The sequence below is a fragment of the Couchioplanes caeruleus genome (assembly GCF_023499255.1).
Lineage (GTDB): Bacteria > Actinomycetota > Actinomycetes > Mycobacteriales > Micromonosporaceae > Actinoplanes > Actinoplanes caeruleus_A.
Genome location: NZ_CP092183.1, coordinates 1,680,976 through 1,698,157 on the forward strand (window position 1 = coordinate 1,680,976; position 17,182 = coordinate 1,698,157).

15 protein-coding genes are annotated in these 17,182 nt (G+C 72.0%); 9 read left to right on the forward strand and 6 right to left on the reverse strand.

Going from position 1 to position 17,182, the window contains the following annotated elements; genetic code table 11:
• Positions 1 to 453 precede the first annotated feature (453 nt).
• The 3 genes from COUCH_RS07995 to COUCH_RS08005 all read left to right on the forward strand — a co-directional run bounded on the left by COUCH_RS07995 (position 454) and on the right by COUCH_RS08005 (position 5,340).
• On the forward strand, positions 454 to 651 hold the full coding sequence (locus COUCH_RS07995; RefSeq protein WP_199511833.1) for a hypothetical protein: 198 nt from the start codon (positions 454 to 456) through the stop codon (positions 649 to 651).
• Between the two features lie 359 nt (positions 652 to 1,010).
• Complete coding sequence (smc, locus tag COUCH_RS08000) at positions 1,011 to 4,592, forward strand: chromosome segregation protein SMC (RefSeq protein WP_249611443.1); 3,582 nt, start codon at positions 1,011 to 1,013, stop codon at positions 4,590 to 4,592.
• Between the two features lie 130 nt (positions 4,593 to 4,722).
• Complete coding sequence (locus tag COUCH_RS08005) at positions 4,723 to 5,340, forward strand: HAD family hydrolase (RefSeq protein WP_249611444.1); 618 nt, start codon at positions 4,723 to 4,725, stop codon at positions 5,338 to 5,340.
• A 322-nt stretch (positions 5,341 to 5,662) separates the two neighbouring features.
• Here COUCH_RS08005 and COUCH_RS08010 read toward each other — a convergent pair whose 3' ends face one another.
• From COUCH_RS08010 to COUCH_RS08035, 6 genes are all read right to left on the reverse strand, one after another.
• Complete coding sequence (locus COUCH_RS08010) at positions 5,663 to 6,121, reverse strand: DinB family protein (protein WP_346016001.1); 459 nt, start codon at positions 6,119 to 6,121, stop codon at positions 5,663 to 5,665.
• Between the two features lie 107 nt (positions 6,122 to 6,228).
• A complete protein-coding gene (locus COUCH_RS08015; protein ID WP_249611446.1) occupies positions 6,229 to 6,657 on the reverse strand; it encodes a hypothetical protein in 429 nt (142 codons plus the stop codon).
• Positions 6,654 to 6,929: a hypothetical protein gene (locus COUCH_RS08020; RefSeq protein WP_249611447.1), complete on the reverse strand. Its 276-nt coding sequence runs from the start codon at positions 6,927 to 6,929 to the stop codon at positions 6,654 to 6,656. Before COUCH_RS08020 ends, COUCH_RS08015 begins: the two co-directional genes overlap by 4 nt.
• 90 nt (positions 6,930 to 7,019) lie before the next feature.
• Positions 7,020 to 8,696 carry an alkaline phosphatase D family protein gene (locus COUCH_RS08025; protein WP_249611448.1) on the reverse strand — a complete coding sequence of 559 codons (1,677 nt, stop codon included), beginning with the start codon at positions 8,694 to 8,696 and terminating at the stop codon, positions 7,020 to 7,022.
• 134 nt (positions 8,697 to 8,830) lie between these two features.
• On the reverse strand, positions 8,831 to 9,103 hold the full coding sequence (locus COUCH_RS08030; protein WP_249611449.1) for a hypothetical protein: 273 nt from the start codon (positions 9,101 to 9,103) through the stop codon (positions 8,831 to 8,833).
• Positions 9,100 to 10,062 (reverse strand): NAD(P)/FAD-dependent oxidoreductase, encoded by a 963-nt coding sequence (locus COUCH_RS08035; RefSeq protein WP_249611450.1) that lies wholly within the window; start codon positions 10,060 to 10,062, stop codon positions 9,100 to 9,102. Before COUCH_RS08035 ends, COUCH_RS08030 begins: the two co-directional genes overlap by 4 nt.
• A 75-nt stretch (positions 10,063 to 10,137) precedes the next feature.
• Here COUCH_RS08035 and COUCH_RS08040 point away from each other — a divergent pair, with 75 nt between their 5' ends.
• From COUCH_RS08040 to COUCH_RS08065, 6 genes are all read left to right on the forward strand, one after another.
• On the forward strand, positions 10,138 to 10,743 hold the full coding sequence (locus COUCH_RS08040; RefSeq protein WP_430640901.1) for a helix-turn-helix domain-containing protein: 606 nt from the start codon (positions 10,138 to 10,140) through the stop codon (positions 10,741 to 10,743).
• A 79-nt stretch (positions 10,744 to 10,822) separates the two neighbouring features.
• Complete coding sequence (gene ftsY / locus COUCH_RS08045) at positions 10,823 to 11,998, forward strand: signal recognition particle-docking protein FtsY (RefSeq protein WP_249611451.1); 1,176 nt, start codon at positions 10,823 to 10,825, stop codon at positions 11,996 to 11,998.
• Between the two features lie 51 nt (positions 11,999 to 12,049).
• Entirely contained in the window at positions 12,050 to 12,847 is a 798-nt protein-coding gene (locus COUCH_RS08050; protein WP_199511840.1) for an aminoglycoside phosphotransferase family protein, read from the forward strand.
• Positions 12,848 to 13,094: 247 nt separating this feature from the next.
• On the forward strand, positions 13,095 to 14,483 hold the full coding sequence (locus tag COUCH_RS08055) for an ammonium transporter (protein ID WP_275980077.1): 1,389 nt from the start codon (positions 13,095 to 13,097) through the stop codon (positions 14,481 to 14,483).
• A gap of 26 nt (positions 14,484 to 14,509) precedes the next feature.
• On the forward strand, positions 14,510 to 14,848 hold the full coding sequence (locus COUCH_RS08060; protein WP_170148593.1) for a P-II family nitrogen regulator: 339 nt from the start codon (positions 14,510 to 14,512) through the stop codon (positions 14,846 to 14,848).
• Positions 14,849 to 14,869: 21 nt separating this feature from the next.
• A complete protein-coding gene (locus tag COUCH_RS08065) occupies positions 14,870 to 17,125 on the forward strand; it encodes a [protein-PII] uridylyltransferase (protein WP_249611452.1) in 2,256 nt (751 codons plus the stop codon).
• The last annotated feature ends 57 nt before the right edge of the window (positions 17,126 to 17,182 follow it).

The window sequence follows — 17,182 nt, forward strand, 5'->3', positions numbered from 1 at the left end:
GTGACGGTAAGCAGTCGTACGGACACGCGGCAAACCAGCTAAGAAAGACATAAGCCAGCCTTCATCCAGCCCCGTACGGATCTTGAGAACGGTCATCCGGGCGGGGAAATCGCTTGATCAAAGCTTCGTGACGTGCCAGGGTGGCGTGATTCACTGGTGAACAGGGGTCGGCGCGGTGCCCACGGCTTGACGGAGCCTGGTCATCGGCGCACCATAGAAGTGTCGCCAGTCGCGCCCATCTGTGCTCGGCTTAGCTTTGGTACATGCTCAGCTTTGAGTACAGGTAAATCTGCATCTCACGCAAGTCCTCGGGTGCAGATCTCTGTGCCTACGCGTGTCCGTGGGTGCAGTCGTGCGGTACCACAGGGCGCGCGTTTGGCCGGCCTTTCCGGCAGCGCTTTACAAAGAGACGCGGCTTTACAACGAGACGCGATGGTCTCACAAGGAGAAGTCATGGCGAAGGCCCTCTACGGCCACGTAGGTGCGGCGCCCGACCGGCGCCTGCTCGACGAGGTCACCCGACTGCGTTCCAGGGTGCAGGCTCTGGAGTTCGAGGTCACCCGCCTCCGGGCGGAGAATGATCGTCTGGCAGCCGCGGCATCGGCCGAGGCGGACGACATTCTGCGGCTGACCGAGCCGGCACTGACCTGAGTTCCGCCGGGCGCCGAGACCCGGGCGCCCGATCCCCTCGCAGCACGGAACGCACCCGCAAAGCGCGCCTCCACACAGTGGCGGCGCGCATCTTTTTGCCCAGAGTCCGCCGCGCCCTCTCCGCCGGCCGCGGTCGCGCTCGCCGACCGCGGCGTGCCAAGTTTGCTTCGTTCTGTTGCCCTGCGCTCCTGGCCGGTAGCCCTCAGCGCGGGCTCGGCCCCTTGACCGTCGCGCCGAAACGGACAAATAAGGCGTAAGACGTCCGGACTGGCACGGACCGGGACGCGCGCCGTGCGCGGACATGGCTCGTACCTGCGGGTACCCTGCTGCCCAGAGCAAACCGCGACCCTCGGAGATCCGTGCACCTCAAGAGCCTGACGGTCAAGGGCTTCAAGTCCTTCGCCTCCGCTACGACGCTGCGGCTGGAGCCGGGCATCACCTGCGTGGTGGGCCCCAACGGCTCCGGCAAGTCCAACGTCGTCGACGCCATCGCCTGGGTCCTCGGTGAGCAGGGCGCCAAGGCGCTGCGCGGCGGCAAGATGGAGGACGTCATCTTCGCCGGCACCGCCGGGCGCGCCCCGCTGGGCCGCGCCGAGGTGACGCTCACGATCGACAACGGCGACGGCGCCCTGCCGATCGACTACACCGAGGTGTCGATCACCCGCCGGATGTTCCGGTCCGGCGAGAGCGAGTACGAGATCAACGGCAGCTCCTGCCGCCTGCTCGACATCCAGGAGCTGCTGAGCGACTCCGGCATCGGCCGCGAGATGCACATCATCGTCGGCCAGGGGCGGCTCGACGCGATGCTGCACGCCAAGCCCGAGGACCGCCGCGCGTTCATCGAGGAGGCGGCCGGCGTCCTCAAGCATCGCAAGCGCAAAGAGAAGGCGATCCGCAAGCTCGACGCGATGCAGACCAACCTCAACCGGCTCAACGACCTCACCGCCGAGCTGCGCCGCCAGCTCAAGCCGCTGGGCCGGCAGGCGGAGATCGCCCGGCGCGCCGCCGGCATCCAGGCCGACCTGCGCGACGCCCGGCTCCGGCTGCTCGCCGACGACCTGCACACGCTGCGGACGACGCTGGACAAGGAGATCGCTGACGAGTCGGCGATGCGCGTACGGCGGCAGCAGGTCGAGGACGAGAACCGGGAGGTCCAGCGCTGGCTCGCCGACCTCGAGGCTCAGCACGCCGAGGACGCGCCGCTGCTGCAGGCCGCCCAGGACACCTGGTACAAGCTGTCGACGCTGCAGGAACGGTTCCGCTCCACCGAGCAGCTCGCCTCGGAACGGCTGCGCCACCTCGCCGCCACCCCGGACGACGAGCGCACCGGACGCGACCCCGACCAGCTCGCCGCCGAGGCCGAGCGCGTCCGCGAGCAGGAAGAGGAGCTGCGCGAGGCGCTCACCGAGGACCAGATGCGGCTGGCCGAGGCCGTCGAGCACCGGCAGGACCTCGAACGTCAGCTCGCCGCTGCCGAAGGCGCGCTGCGTACGGCCGCGAAGGCGATCGCCGACCGGCGTGAGGGCCTCGCCAAGCTGACCGGGCAGGTGAACGCGGCCCGGGCCCGTACGTCCAGCGCCGCGGAGGAGATCGAACGCCTCGCCGCCGCGCACAACGACGCGCTCATGCGGGCCGAGGCCGCCCAGGCCGAGGTCGACGCGGTCTCCGCCGAGTCCACCGAGGCCGACCGGGACAACGCCGACCTCGACGCGCGGCACGCCGAGGCCGTGGCGGCGCACGACCGGGCCGCCGCCGTCGTCAAGGAGCTGTCCGACGCCGAACGCGCCGCCGAGAAGGACGCCGCCAGCTGGAAGGCCCGCGAGGAGGCGCTCGCCCTCGGCCTCAAGCGCAAGGACGGCGCGGGTGCGCTGCTCGGCAAGGCGGACCAGGTCCCCGGGCTGCTCGGCAGCCTCGCGTCGATGCTCACGGTCCGCCCCGGCCACGAGGCCGCGCTCGCCGCCGCGCTGGGCGGGCTCGCCGACGCGGTCGCCCTCACCGGGATCGACGAGGCCGTCGAGGCCATGCGTACGCTCAAGATCGCCGACGCGGGCCGTGCCTCGCTGGTGGTCGCGAGCCCCGCCGCGCCCGGCATGCAGGGGTCCCTCGACGCGCTGCGACCGGCCCTGCCGGAGGGCGCCGCCTGGGCGCCGGACGTCATCGACTGCCCGGACACCATCCGGCCCGCGCTCAACCGTGCGCTGCGCGACGTCGTGCTCGTGCCCGACCTCGCCGCCGCCACCCGGCTCGTGGCGCAGAACGCCGAACTGCGGGCGGTCACCCCGGACGGCGACGTGCTCGGCGCGCACGCCGCGGCCGGCGGTTCCGGCAAGGCCACCAGTTACATCGAGGTGCAGGCCGCCGTCGACGAGGCCCGCGCCAAGCGGGAGACCGCCGAACAGTCCATCGGGGAGCTCAAGGCCCAGCTCACCGCCGCGCGCGCCGAGGTCGCCGAGCGCAAAGAGGACGTCAACGTCGCGGCTGCCGCCAAGCGCGCGGCCGAGGGCGAACGCAACGCCGCCGCCCGCCGCCTGGCCGAGCTGGGCGCCGCCGCGCGCTCCGCCAAGGCCGAGTCGGAGCGGCTCGGCGCGTCCCGGCAGAAGGCCGAGGCGAACCGGGACCGGGACCTGGCCGGGCTGGCCGAACTCGAGGAACGCCTGCGCCTCGCCGAGGCCACGCCGCTCGACGAGGAGCCGTCCACCGAGGAGCGGGACCAGCTGGCTGCGCTCGTACCGCAGGCCCGGCAGAACGAGATGGAAGTGCGGCTCGCCGTGCGTACGGCCGAGGAACGGGTGTCGTCCATCGCCGGGCGCGCCGACTCGCTGCTGCGCCAGGCCAACGCCGAACGCCAGGCCCGCGAACGTGCGGCGGCCCGCCGGGCGGCCCGCGCCCGAGGCGCCGAGATCGCCAAGGCCGTCGCGCTGGGCGCCGCCTCCGCCCTCGCCCGCGTCGCCGTCTCGCTGGCCGCGGCCGCCGAGGCCCGCGACGAGCTCGCCCGGGCACGCACGGCCCGCGAAGCCGAGCTGCAGGAGGTACGGGCCACCGCGAAGCGCCTGGTCAGCGAGCTGGAGCGGCTCACCAGCGAGGTGCACCGGGACGAGGTCGCCCGGGCCGAGCAGCGGATGCGCATCGAACAGCTCGAGGCGAAGGCGGCCGAGGACTTCTCCCTCGACGTGGACACGCTCGTCGCCGAGTACGGGCCGGACCAGCTCGTACCCCCGACGCAGGCCGAGGTGGCGCAGGCGGAGAAGGACGGGAAGCCCGTACCCGATCCGGTGCCCTTCCATCGCCCCACCCAGGAGAAGCGGGCCAACAAGGCCGAGCGCGACCTGGCCCTGCTCGGCAAGGTCAACCCGCTCGCGCTGGAGGAGTTCGCGGCGCTCGAGGAGCGCTTCAAGTTCCTGTCCGACCAGCTCGAGGACCTGAGGGCCACCCGCAAGGACCTGCTCACGGTGGTCAAGGACGTCGACGACCGCATCCTCGAGGTGTTCGCGTCGGCGTTCGAGGACACCGCCCGCGAGTTCCAGACGGTGTTCCAGGTGCTGTTCCCGGGCGGCGAGGGCCGGCTCGTGCTCACCGACCCCGAGGACATGCTCACCACGGGCGTCGAGGTCGAGGCCCGGCCGCCCGGCAAGAAGATCAAGCGGCTCTCGCTGCTGTCCGGTGGGGAGCGGTCGCTGACGGCGGTCGCGATGTTGTGCGCGATCTTCCGGGCCCGCCCCAGCCCCTTCTACATCATGGACGAGGTCGAGGCCGCCCTCGACGACGTCAACCTGGGCCGGCTGATCACGCTGTTCCAGCAGCTCCGGGAGAAGAGCCAGCTCCTGATCATCACGCACCAGAAGCGCACCATGGAGGTCGCCGACGCGCTGTACGGCGTGACGATGCGGTCCGGTGTCACGCAGGTGATCAGCCAGCGGCTGAACCGGGAGCAGGAGGACTGAACGCGGCCCTCGGGGTCTGGGCTCCGGGCGCTGCGAGGGGCCGACGTAGGCTTGTCGGCGCGGACGCGTGCCGGTCCTCGGCTGTTCTGGGTCCGCGTCTCCGTAAGCCTCCGGAAGGACCGTCAGCCGCATGCAGCGCCAACCCGCCCGGGCCATGCTCATCGATCTGGACGGCGTGGTGCGCCGCTGGGACCCCGCCGTACCCGCGGCGGTGGAGGCCGAGCACTCGCTGCCGGCGGGCATCCTCATGCAGACCGCGTTCTCCTGGGACCTGCTCCGGCCGGCCGTCGCCGGCGAGATCACCGACGCCGAGTGGATGCACCTGGTCGCGACCCGGCTTCCGTTGCCCGGGGACGAGGCGGCCACGGCCGTCGCCGACTGGCAGAAACATCGCGGCACGGTCGACGAGGAGGCTCTCGCCCTCGTCCGCGACGTCCGCGCCGCCGGCCGCCCGGTGGGCCTGGCGACCAACGCCACCGACCGTCTCCGCGACGACCTCGACCTGCTCGGCCTGACCGGCGAGTTCGACGCCGTCATCAGCTCGACCGAGCTCAGGATTCACAAGCCGGCGCCGGACTTCTTCGCCCGCGCCTGCGAGGCCCTGGACGTGGAAGCGCCATGGACGCTCTTCGTGGACGACGACGACCGGGTGATCCGGGGGGCCCGGGCGTCGAAGCTGCTGGGGTTCCGGTGGAGCGGCGGTCAGGACGTGCCGTATCTGCGGAAGGCCCTGGACGTCCCGGCCTGAGCGACCGGCGGCGCTGCGCGACGTGCTCAGGTGGCGCTCGGCTGTGGTGTGGCCATGGGCGGGCGGCTGCCGCGGTCCGCACGGTGACGGCGTAGGCCGCCGGGAGGTGTGCGCTCGGCGGTGAAGGGTCGCGCGTCCGGGTCATGGGTGCGTGGCAGCGGGGAAGGGTGCGCGCGTTCGGGTGGAGGGTGCGTGCGTCTGCGGGGAAGGGGCGCGGGTGCGGGGTGCGTGGCGCTATACGCTGCGGAGCACGCACCCGGCATCGATGGCCGCGACCTGGGCCCGTGGTAGCTGACCCCGCGTGCGCTGCGCGGTCGGGGGGTCAGTCGCCGGTGGTGCCGTCGAGGCGTTCGCGGAGGAGGTCCGCGTGGCCGTTGTGGCGGGCGTACTCCTCGATCATGTGGAGGTAGACCCAGCGCAGGCTGATGGCGGCGGTTCGCTCGGTGGCGAACTCGTGGTCGAGGGGGAGGGCCGAGGCTGCTGCCCGGGCCGCGTCGAGCTCTGCCAGGTAGGCCGCGTAGTCGGCTTCCGCGTCGGCGTCGGCCACGTCGTCGAAGTCGCCGTCCTGGTTCTTGTCGTCGTCGCAGTAGAGGAACGGGAGCTCCTGGCCGGCCGCGTGGATGCGGAACCAGCCGCGCTCCACCTCGGACATGTGGCGGAGCAGGCCGAGCAGGGTCAGGTTGGACGGCTCCACCGCGGCCGTCTTGAGCTGCTCGGGGGTGAGCCCCGCGCACTTGATCAACAGGGTCTGCCGATGCCAGTCGAGCCAGCCCTCGAGCATGGCGCGCTCGTCACCGGTGTGGGGCTCTGTCACACGTTGCGCCGGGGGCGCGGTCCAGGAAGTCACGGGTGACATCCTGGACCGCCCCTCCGACATTTTCAGCCCGTTTACGCGTCGTCCGCCGGGATGACGTGGATCTGGCCCGGGGGAAGCAGCTCCTTGACCTGTTCCGGCTCGGTGGTCAGGTAGTGCGCCTCGAATACCTTGGCGGCCCAGACCGCGTGGGAGCGGGGAAGGTCACCCTCGGCTGCCGGTACGACGTCCGCGGCGAGGGGTGCGGTCTGCTTGTCCAGGTCGAGGACGGCGATGCCCGGCAGAGTGACGAGCAGGTTGAGCAAGGCGCGGGCGTGCTCGTCGTCGAGGGACTCGACGTGGGCCTCCAGCAGCGCCGTTGCCGGGACGCCCATGGCCGCGTCCCCGTCCGCGACGTCGATCAGGAGCTCGCCGATGTGGATATGGCCGCGTGCGTAGGAGCGCAGCGCGGACCGGTCGAGGACGGCCTGGATGGTCGGCGAGGGGGAGGTTGGAAACGTCATCGCTTGCGGTCCTCTCGCTCGGCGGCCTTGGCGTCGTGCCAGCGGCGGAACTCGGCACGCTGCTTATCGGTGAAGGGGGGCAGTTTGCCGCGCGCGGCAGCGATGCCCTCGTCGGTCAGGTTGAAGCCGGCCGCACGCAGGGCGGCCGTGACGGCAGCCCCGCGTTCCATGCGGGCGCGCACGGCGTCCGCGACCACGGCGGAGCTGTTGGGGTGTTTGGCGAGGTAGTCGGCTACGTCGTCGGGAAGGCTCACGGTGATCCGCCTTGTCATACTCGAATCATACCGTGATGGGGACGACGGCAGGCGCCTGATGGCCTGTCGTTGTAATGTAGAGACAGTACTACGTGGGATCGCCCCGGCCTAATCGGTGAGGGGGAGCTTCGCCACTGTGAAGAGGTCGCCCTGTTTGGTCGTACCTTCGAGGATGACCTGGGCTTGCGGGCCGTTGTGGCGCAGCGTACTGACCGCGTTGCCGAAGTAGGGGCCTGCGAGCCTCTTCCAGGCCACCGGGGGCCGTTCGACGCCCGCCGACCTGGCCAGGCCGCGCATTCCCCGGGCCGCCACGCGGGACCAGCTGAACCTCATCAGCGGCTTCAGCGGCGCCGGGACCTGGTTGTGGATGGGGGAGCAGGTCAGCTGGTGCACGGGCGTACGGACGTCCGGGCCGAGGAGCGCGCGGGCCACGTACGAGTGGTGCACGTCGCCCGAGAGGACGCTGATCGTGGCCGGGGCCGCGTACGCTCCGCCCGCTCCGACGCGGTCTCCTCGGCCTCCCTGCCCGAGCCGGCGGAACAGTTCCGTGAGGGCGTCGAAGGAGCGGCGGAAGGCCGCCCAGTGTTCGAGGTCGAAGGCGCGGCGTACGGTCTCCGCGAAGGCCGCCCGGCGGGGTCCGGCCGAGTCCGCGACCTTCTCGTTCCAGGCCTCGACGTGGTGGATGGCCGGCGGCATCAGCCACGGCAGCGACGAGCCGACCACCAGGTGGTCGTAGTCGCCGTGGGCCTGGTCGAGGAACCAGCCCCATTCCGGCGCGGGCAGCATCTCGCGGCGGCCGGGGGTCAGGACGCGGTTGCAGCGGTTGTCCAGCATGACCAGGCGGGTGCGGCCGATGTCCAGGACGAAGCTCCACTGGTACGGACCGTCCACGTTCTCCGCCGACGACGGCTCGTCCACCGAGCGGCCGAAGTCGTGCAGCAGGTCCGTGGCGTCCGGAACCGACTGGATCTTGGCGAGCAGCGGGTCGGCGGCGAGCTCGTCGGGGCTGAGGTTGCCGAGGTGCTGGTAGATCCAGTACGTCACCAGGCCGCTGGCGATGCGCTCCCGCCACCACGGCTGCGCCGACATGTCCGCGCGCCAGGACGCCGAGGTGTTCCAGTCGTCGATGATCTCGTGATCGTCGAAGATCATGACGCTCGGCACGGTGGCCAGCAGCCAGCGGATCTCGGGGTCGCGCCACGACTCGAGGTAGAGCTTCGTGTACTCGTCGAAGGACACGACCTCGCGCGCCGGGCCGTTGTGGCCGGCCGCGCGCCGGCGGCGCAGGAAGCGCCGCACCTTCGCCGACGTCTTGTCGGCGTAGACCTGGTCGCCCAGGAGCACGATCAGGTCCGGGCGCCGGTCCGGGTCGCGGGGGTCGGCCATCAACCGCCGGGCGTACGCGTCCAGCGCGTCGGGCGGCAGGCGGCGGCCGGTGGCGTGCGGGGTGGCCTCCCGGCAGGAGCCGAAGATCATGCTGACCGGGGCGGCGTCGTCGGCCGGGCGGGTCACGATGACGCTGGGCGGGTACGGCGAGTCGTCCTGCGGCCACACCTTCCGGTCGTCGAGGAACACGCGGTATTCGGACGCGGCGCCCCGGGGCAGTCCCTCGACCACCACGATCGCGTAGTGGTGCCCGTACGCGCAAAAGGTGGACGCGGTGCCGGCGCCCCCGCCGGCGGCCTCGACCCGCACCTGGGCCGGGCTGGTCGTTTCCACCCAGATCGTTGCCTTGTCGCCCACGACGCGTCGCAGCACCGGGCCGATGAGCAGGTGTGCGCTCACCGCGGCGCCGTGGAGATAAGCATGTTTCCATCCTCCCCAGCCGTCCGGCTTTCCGCCAGGGCGCTATCTGGTACCGGCAGGTGACGCCGTGTGGCCGAACGGCTGACCCCGGACGGCGAGGGTCGCGGGCCGGTTCACTGGACAGCCCTCCCCTTCAGGTGAGTGCGGGTCAGGACCCGGGTGCGGAGCCGGTGCAGCTGCGGCATGAGCCCATAGATGACGATGGGCACGGCGATGGTGGCGAGCACGAGCGTGCGTACGACGGGTGTGAGGGTGCTGAGCCAGTCGCCGAGGACGAGGTTCAGGACCGTCAGCGTGGGAAAGACCGCCAGCCAGATCATCACGGCGAGCTGGTGCTTGGTGGGCGGGCCTGCCAGGGCCGGCCGGGCGGGGTCGGTGCGGGTCATGGTGCCTCCTCGGAAGGGGTGCGGGTGGGTCGGAAAGAGCGGCCGTGGGTCTCGACGGCGATGCGGACGTCCTCGTCGACGAGGTCGGCGTTGAGGGCCACGGCAGCGGCGGATCCGGCGCCGGCGGCGGTGATGACCTGGGCGCGAGGGTCGACCACGTTGCCGGCCGCCCAGACCCCGGGGACGCTGGTGCGGCCCGTCGCGTCGGTGGTGACCCAGCCGTGCTCGTCGGTGTCGCAGCCGAGACCGGTCAGCAGATCGTTGTTGGGCACGAACCTCGGCGGGACGAACAGCGCGTCGCGCGGCACGACGCATCCGTCGCTCAGTTGCACGCCGCGCAGGTGGTCGTCGTCGATGACGAGCTGCTCGATGGTTCCCTCGACGATCCCGACGGCTCGGGCGGTGAGCTGCGTCCGTTCGGCGGCGGTCAGGATGCCGGGCGGGGTGAAGTAGACCAGGTCCTCGGTCCACTCCCGCACGATCTGGGCGTACCGGACGGCCCCGGCGGTGCCGCCGAGGACGCCGAGCTGCTGGTCGCGGACCTCGTGGCCGTGGCAGTAGGGGCAGTGCAGGACGTCGCGCGCCCAGCGTTCCCGCAGTCCCGGAACGTCGGGCAGCTCGTCACGCAGCCCGGTGGTGACCAGCAGGCGGCGCGCCGAGACTCGCTGCCCCTCAGCGACCTGCACCTGGAAGCCGGTGCCGGCGTCGGCCGCCAGACCGTCGACGGTGCCGTCGACGATCTCACCGCCGTAATGCCGGACCTCCTTACGGCCCGCCGCCAGCAGCTCACCCGGCGGGAGGCCGTCGCGGGACAGGTAGCCGTGCATGTGGGTGGCGGCTGCGTTGCGCGGGGCGCCGGAGTCCAGCACCAGCACGCTGCGGCGGGCCCGGGCGAGGACCAAGGCCGCGGACAGGCCGGCGGCGCCTCCGCCGATGATTGCTACGTCGTACTGGCTCATGGGTCGAGCCTGCTAGCGTCACGAACGCGGGCCAACGAATGTTGCCGTAACCGGGAATTGCGAGCGTGATCAGCCGTGGATCTCCCTCAGGCCGGCGGTGCGGATCCGCCCGGCGTCGCCCGAGCCCTCGAGCACGTCGCGGACCGTTTGAAGCGCGTACGGACGCAGCGCCGGATGACCCTCACGGGGGTGGCAGCGGCGACCGGTATCTCGAAGAGCACCCTGTCGCGGCTCGAGAACGGGCAGCGGCGCCCCACCCTGGAACTGCTGCTCGCCCTGTCGCTGGCGTACCGGGTGCCGCTGGACGATCTCGTGGGTGCTCCGGAGGTGGGCGACCCGCGGGTCCGGCTCAGGCCGAGCCGGGTGAAGGGCCGCACGGTGATCCCGCTGACGCGGCAGCCCGACGGCACCCAGGCGTGGAAGATCGTCATCCCGGTCGGCGCGGTGGTCCCGGAGCCCCGCGCCCATGACGGGTACGAGTGGATCTACGTGTTGTCCGGCCGTATGCGTCTCGTCCTGGGTGACCAGGACTGGGTGCTGGACGCGGGCGAGGTGGCCGAGTTCGACACCCGGGTGCCGCACTGGTTCGGCAGCACCGGCCGGGAGCCCGCCGAGATCCTGAGCATCTTCGGGCGCCCGGGCGAGCGGATGAGTGTGCGAACCGGGGGAGAGCCGGCCTGAGCGCTCCCGCACCGGGCGTGGCGGGGGACACGGGCGGGTGGCAGGACGCCCGCCGGGCCCATCTGTCAGGATTTCAGGCATGGAATACGTGGTCGCCTCCCTGATCCTGCTGGCGGTGCTGATCGTCGGGGCCGTGGGCCTCGTCGTGCCGCGCCTGCGCCGGCGTGAGCTGCCGCCGCGCGGGGAGAGCGGTGCGGGCACGACGACGCTCGAGCGGCCGCCCGCCGTGCCGTCCACCGACACGCTGCCGCCACTCATCGAGCGGCCGGCCGAGCCGTCGGTCGTCGAGGAGCCGGTGGTCGAGGCGCCGACCGTCGAGCGGCCCGAGCCCACCGCGGGCCGTCTGGTGCGGCTGCGGGCGCGGCTCAGCCGGTCGCAGAGCGTCTTCGGCCGGGGGCTGCTCAGCGTGCTCTCCCGCGACCACCTCGACGAGGACGCGTGGGAGGAGATCGAGGACAGCCTGATCAGCGCCGACGTCGGCGTCGAGGCGACCCAGGTCCTCGTCGAGCGGCTGCGGGAGCGGGTGCGGGTGCTGGGGACCCGTACGGTCGCCGAGGTGCGCCAGCAGCTGGCCGAGGAACTGACCGCGGCGCTGGACCCGGAGATGGACCGCAGCCTGCGGACCGCCCCGCACGACGGGCGGCCCGCGGTCGTCCTGGTCGTCGGCGTCAACGGCGCGGGCAAGACCACCACCTGCGGCAAGATCGGCCGGGTGCTGATCGCGGACGGGCGCACGGTGCTGTTCGGCGCCGCGGACACGTTCCGGGCCGCCGCCGCCGAGCAGCTGGCCACCTGGGGCGAGCGGGTCGGCGCGGAGACCGTCCGCGGCCCCGAGGGCGGTGACCCGGCCAGCGTCGCGTTCGACGCCGTGAAGCGGGGCATCGACACCGGCATCGACACGGTGCTCGTCGACACCGCCGGCCGGCTGCAGAACAAGGTCGGCCTCATGGACGAGCTGGGCAAGGTCAAGCGGGTCGTGGAGAAGCACGGTCCGGTCGACGAGACACTGCTCATCCTGGACGCCACCACCGGCCAGAACGGCCTGGAGCAGGCGCGGGTGTTCACCGAGGTGGTGGACGTGACCGGCGTCGTGCTGACCAAGCTGGACGGCACGGCCAAGGGCGGCATCGTCATCGCCGTGCAGCGCAAGCTGGGCATCCCGGTGAAGCTGGTGGGTCTGGGCGAGGGCCCCGACGATCTCGCGCCGTTCGAGCCCGCCGCCTTCGTCGAGGCGTTGCTTGGCTCCGACGCGTAGTCTCGGGGACGGCAGGCCTGTGCATCAGCGCATTTCCAGGGGAGGTCGTGGGTGACGCAAGAGCCCGTCCGCGAGATCCCTCTGCACGGCGGCAACGTCAGCACGGTCTCGCGGGTCGGCGACACCGTGCGCCGCAACGCCGGCCCGTGGACGCCGGCCGTGCACTCGCTGCTCAACCACCTGCAGCGGGTCGGTTTCACCGGGTCGCCGCACGCCCTCGGGATGGACGAGAAGGGCCGCGAGGTGCTGTCGTACCTCGACGGCGAGTGCGGTGAGTATCCGCTCGCGCCGCACTGGACCACCGAGGAAGCGCTGGTCACGGTCGCCACGATGCTGCGGATGTTCCACGACGCGCAGTACGGCTTCCAGCCCCCGCCGAACGCGGTGTGGCGCAGCTTCGGCCCGCCGCCGCCCGACACCGAGGTGATCTGCCACCACGACGCCGCCCCGCACAACGTGGTGTGGCGCCCCGACGGCACCCTCGCGCTCATCGACTTCGACCTGGCCTCGCCGGGCGCGCGCATCTACGACGTGGCGTACGCGGCGTGGACGTGGGTGCCGCTGTTCAGCGACCGGGACTCGTACACGCTGGGGTGGAAGCGCCCCAACCGGCCGCGGCGGCTGCGGCTGTTCGCGGACGCGTACGGCCTGATCCCGCGCGACCGGCACCGCCTGGTCCGGACCATCCGCAAGCGGATCGTGGATCACGTCGAGGGCATCCGGCGGATGGCCGCCGCCGGCGATCCCGCGTTCGTGCGGATCGTGCACAAGGGCCATCTGCGCCGGCCGATGCGCGACCTGCGGCTGCTCGACTACGAGCGGCACACCCTCGAGTACGCGCTCAGGTAACACTCCTCTCGGGGCTTTGACCCCTGTTCACGCCGTTTTCGCCACGGGGTTGTGAGAGTTTCTTCACACGTACGAAACAACCGGTCACGCGCCGGAAACCGCGTGTAGACCGTGCGCGAAACAGCCGGCCGGAAGGCTTCCCGCCACACCGGTCCTACGGCGCGACGCTGCCCGGAAGGCCGATTCAGCCCCGCTCTCGGTTGCGCCGCGGCGTGGGCATGGAGACACCTAACCGAGAGGAGGCAGCGTGGAGATCAACACCGGCAACACCGCCTGGTTGCTCCTGTCGTCTGCGCTCGTTTTGCTCATGACACCCGGTCTGGCGCTGTTCTACGGTGGCCTCAACCGGTCCAAGGGCGTACTGAACATGATGATGATGAGCTTCTCGTGCATCGGGCTCATCTCCATCCTGTGGGTTCTGTACGGCTTCACTCTGGCCTTCGGTGTCAACGGCAGCGCGGGCCTGAACAACATCATCGGCAACTTCTCGACCTACTTCGGTACGGGCACCGGCGCGATCACCGAGGAGTGGCTCTTCTTCGGCGCGAACACCGGCATCCCCACGTACGCCTTCATGGCCTTCCAGATGATGTTCGCCATCATCACCGTCGCGCTGATCAGCGGCGCGGTGTCGGACCGCATGAAGTTCGGCGGCTGGGTCATCTTCGCGCTTGCCTGGTTCACGCTGGTCTACGTCCCGGTCGCGCACTGGGTCTGGGGCGGCGGCTTCATCGGCTCCAAGATCCGCGCGCTCGACTTCGCCGGCGGTACGGCGGTCCACATCAACGCCGGCGCGGCCGCGCTGGCGCTGTGCCTGATCCTCGGCAAGCGCGTCGGCTGGCCACGGGAGAACATGCGCCCGCACAACGTGCCGTTCGTGGCCCTCGGCGCCGGCCTGCTGTGGTTCGGCTGGTTCGGCTTCAACGCGGGCTCCGAGCTCACCGTCGACGGCACCACGGTCTTCGCGTTCATCAACACCCAGGTCGCCACGGCCGCCGCGCTGGTCGGCTGGGTCGTGGTGGAGTGGATCCGCGACGGCAAGCCGACCCTGGTCGGCGCCTCGTCCGGCGCGGTCGCCGGCCTGGTCGCCATCACCCCGGCGTGTGGCTTCGTCGCCCCGCTGCCGGCCGTGCTGATCGGCCTCGTCGCCGGTGCGGTCTGCGCCCTCGCCGTCGGCCTGAAGTACCGCTTCGGCTACGACGACTCGCTCGACGTGGTCGGCGTCCACTTCGTCGGTGGCTGGATCGGCTCGCTGTCGATCGGCTTCTTCGCCACCGCGCAGGTCAACGCGGGCATCACCGACAGCAAGATCCTCAACGCGAGCGAGGGCCTGTTCTACGGCGGCGGGCTCACCCAGCTGGGCCGGCAGTTCCTGGGCAGCTTCGTCGTGACGCTCTACTCCTTCGCCATCGCCGCGGCGATCGCGCTGATCATCAAGGCCGCGAAGGGCCTCCGGGTCAGCGAGGAGGCCGAGATCTCCGGCATCGACATCGCGGATCACGGCGAGACCGGCTACGACCTCACCCCGGCCGGCGGCTCCGGCGGCGGCGGGGCGTTCGCGATGGCCGGCCTGACCCCTTCGAAGTCCATCGACGCTGACGGTAAGGCCGACGTCAGCCAGAAGGTCGCCGGTTAAGTTCTGAAGACATGGAGGGACTGAGCATGAAGCTGGTGACCGCGGTCATCAAGCCGTACCAGCTCGACGCCGTGAAGGAGGCGCTGCACGCACTGGGCGTCGCCGGGCTCACGGTGAGCGAGGTACAGGGCTACGGACGGCAGAAGGGCCACACGGAGGTGTACCGGGGCGCCGAGTACACCGTGGAATTCCTGCCCAAGATCAAGGTAGAGGTCGTCACGGACGAGATCGACGTCGAGAAGGTCGTCGACGCGGTCGTCACCTCCGCCCGGACCGGCAAGATCGGCGACGGCAAGGTGTGGGTCACATCGGTCGACGACGTGGTCCGGGTCCGTACCGGCGAGCGCGGGCTCGACGCGCTCTGATCTTGGATACGAGTGAACTACATGGTCAGTGAGCCCCAGGCGGTACCGCGCGTGCCGTCTGGGGGCCCGCTTGCCACCCAGAGGACGCACATCGGCGCTGCCGCCCGGGCTGACCGGGCCGCGGCGCTCGATGCGTGGCTGGCCCGGATGTTCCCCAGCCACCTGCCCGGCGTGAGCCTGGTCGCCGTGGGCGGGCTGGGCCGGCGCGACTGCGCGCCGTACAGCGACCTGGACCTGGTGCTGCTGCACAACGGCACGGCCGGCATCGACCGGATCGCCGCCGCGCTCTGGTACCCGATCTGGGACGCCCGGCTGGGCCTCGACCACTCGGTGCGGACGCTGCCCGAGGCGCTGTCGGTGGCCCACGACGACGTGAAGGTCGCGCTGGGCCTGCTCGACGCCCGGCACGTCGCCGGTGACGCCGCGCTGTCCGCCGAGCTGATCGCGGCCACCGGGGACCAGTGGCGGCGCACCGCCGTACGCCTGCTCCCGCAGCTGAAGGAGATCACCGCGACGCGGTGGGCGACCCACGGCGAGCTCGCGTTCCTGCTGGAGGGCGATCTCAAGGAGGCCGCCGGCGGGCTGCGCGACATGACGATCCTGCGCGGCATCGGCCGGGCCGGGGTCGCCGACACGTTGCGCCCCGCGGTGCGCGCGGCCGACCTGCGCCTGCTGGACACGCGCGACGCCCTGCACCTGGCCGTGGGCCGCCGGGTCGACCGGCTCGTCGCGCAGGAACGCGGCGCGGTCGCGGAGCTGCTGGACCTGGACGACGGTGACACGCTGCTGCGGCGCGTCGCCGGGGACGCCCGGACGATCGCGCACGCCCTGGACGACGCGTGGCGGGCGGCCGACCGGTTGCGCAGCGGCCGCCGCCGCGGTGTGACCCAGGGCCGCCCGGTCCGTCGCCCGGTGGCCCGCGACGTGGTCGAACAGGACGGTGAGCTGGTGCTCGCCCGGACCGCGATCGGCCCGGTCCCGGATCCCACGCTCTCGCTGCGGGTGGCCGCCGCAGCCGCGACCGTGCGGCTGCCCATCGCCCGGGCCACCTGCGAATGGCTCGCCGCCTTCTGCCCGCCGCTGCCGACGCCGTGGCCGCCCGCGGCCCGGGCCGCGCTGGTCTCGCTGCTGGGGTCCGGTCCGGGCCTGCTGCCGGCCTGGGAGACCTGCGACCGGTACGGGCTGATCGACGCCTGGCTGCCGGAGTGGGCCCGGATGCGCAGCCTCCCGCAGCACCACCCCGTGCACCGCTTCACGCTGGACCGGCACCTGGTGCAGGCGGCGTACGAGGCCAGCGCGTACGCCCGCGACGTGGAGCGCCCCGACCTGCTGCTGATCGGCGCGTTCCTGCACGACGTGGGCAAGGGGTTGCCCGGCGACCACAGCACCGTGGGCGCCCCGATCGCCGCCGACATCGCCACCCGCATCGGCCTGCCGCCCGCCGACGTGGCCACGGTGGAGAAGCTGGTCCGGCTGCACCTGTTGCTGCCCGACATCGCGACCCGGCGGGACCTGAGCGACCCGGTGACGATCTCGACAGTGGCCGGGGCCGTCGGCGACACCGGCACCCTGGATCTGCTGCACGCGCTGGCCCGGGCCGATTCGCACGCCACCGGCCCCGCGGCCTGGTCGGACTGGAAGGGACGGCTGATCGAGGAACTCGTCCGCCGGGTGCACACCGCGCTCGACACGGGTGCCCTGCCCGCACCGCCCCAGCCCGACCCCGAGCTGCTCGAGGGCGACCTGCCCGCCGTACACCTCGAGGGCGACCGGGTCGCGGTGGCCGCGGCCGACCGCCGGGGCCTGCTCGGCAGCGTGGCGGCGTGCCTGGCCCTGCACCGCCTCGACGTGGTCGCGGCGGACGCGTGCTCGGTGGACGGCCGCGCCATCGTCGAGTTCACCACCCAGCCCCGGTACGGCTCCCCGGCCGACCCGGTGGCGCTCGCCGCGGACCTGCGCCGGGTGGCCGTGGGGGACGTGTCCGTGACCCAGCGGCTGCGCGCCCGGGCGAAGTCCGACCGGGCCGGCGCGGCACCGCGCGTGGTGTGGCTGCGCGAGGCCGCGACCGACGCCGTCGTGCTGGAACTGCGCGCACCCGACTCCTCGGGGCTGCTGTACCGCGTGGCCACGGCGCTCGACGACGCCGGCGCCGAGGTCCGCGCCGCGCGGATCTCCACGCTGGGCGGTGACGTGGTGGACGCGTTCTACCTCGTCGGAGCCTGGGCGGACGAGGCGGAACGGGCGAGGGTCGAGGCGGCAGTGCTGGGCGTGGTCTGAAAACCTCGTCACCTCCCGCGGGTCGCAGGCGTTGCCCCCTATGTCATTGAAGGGCGT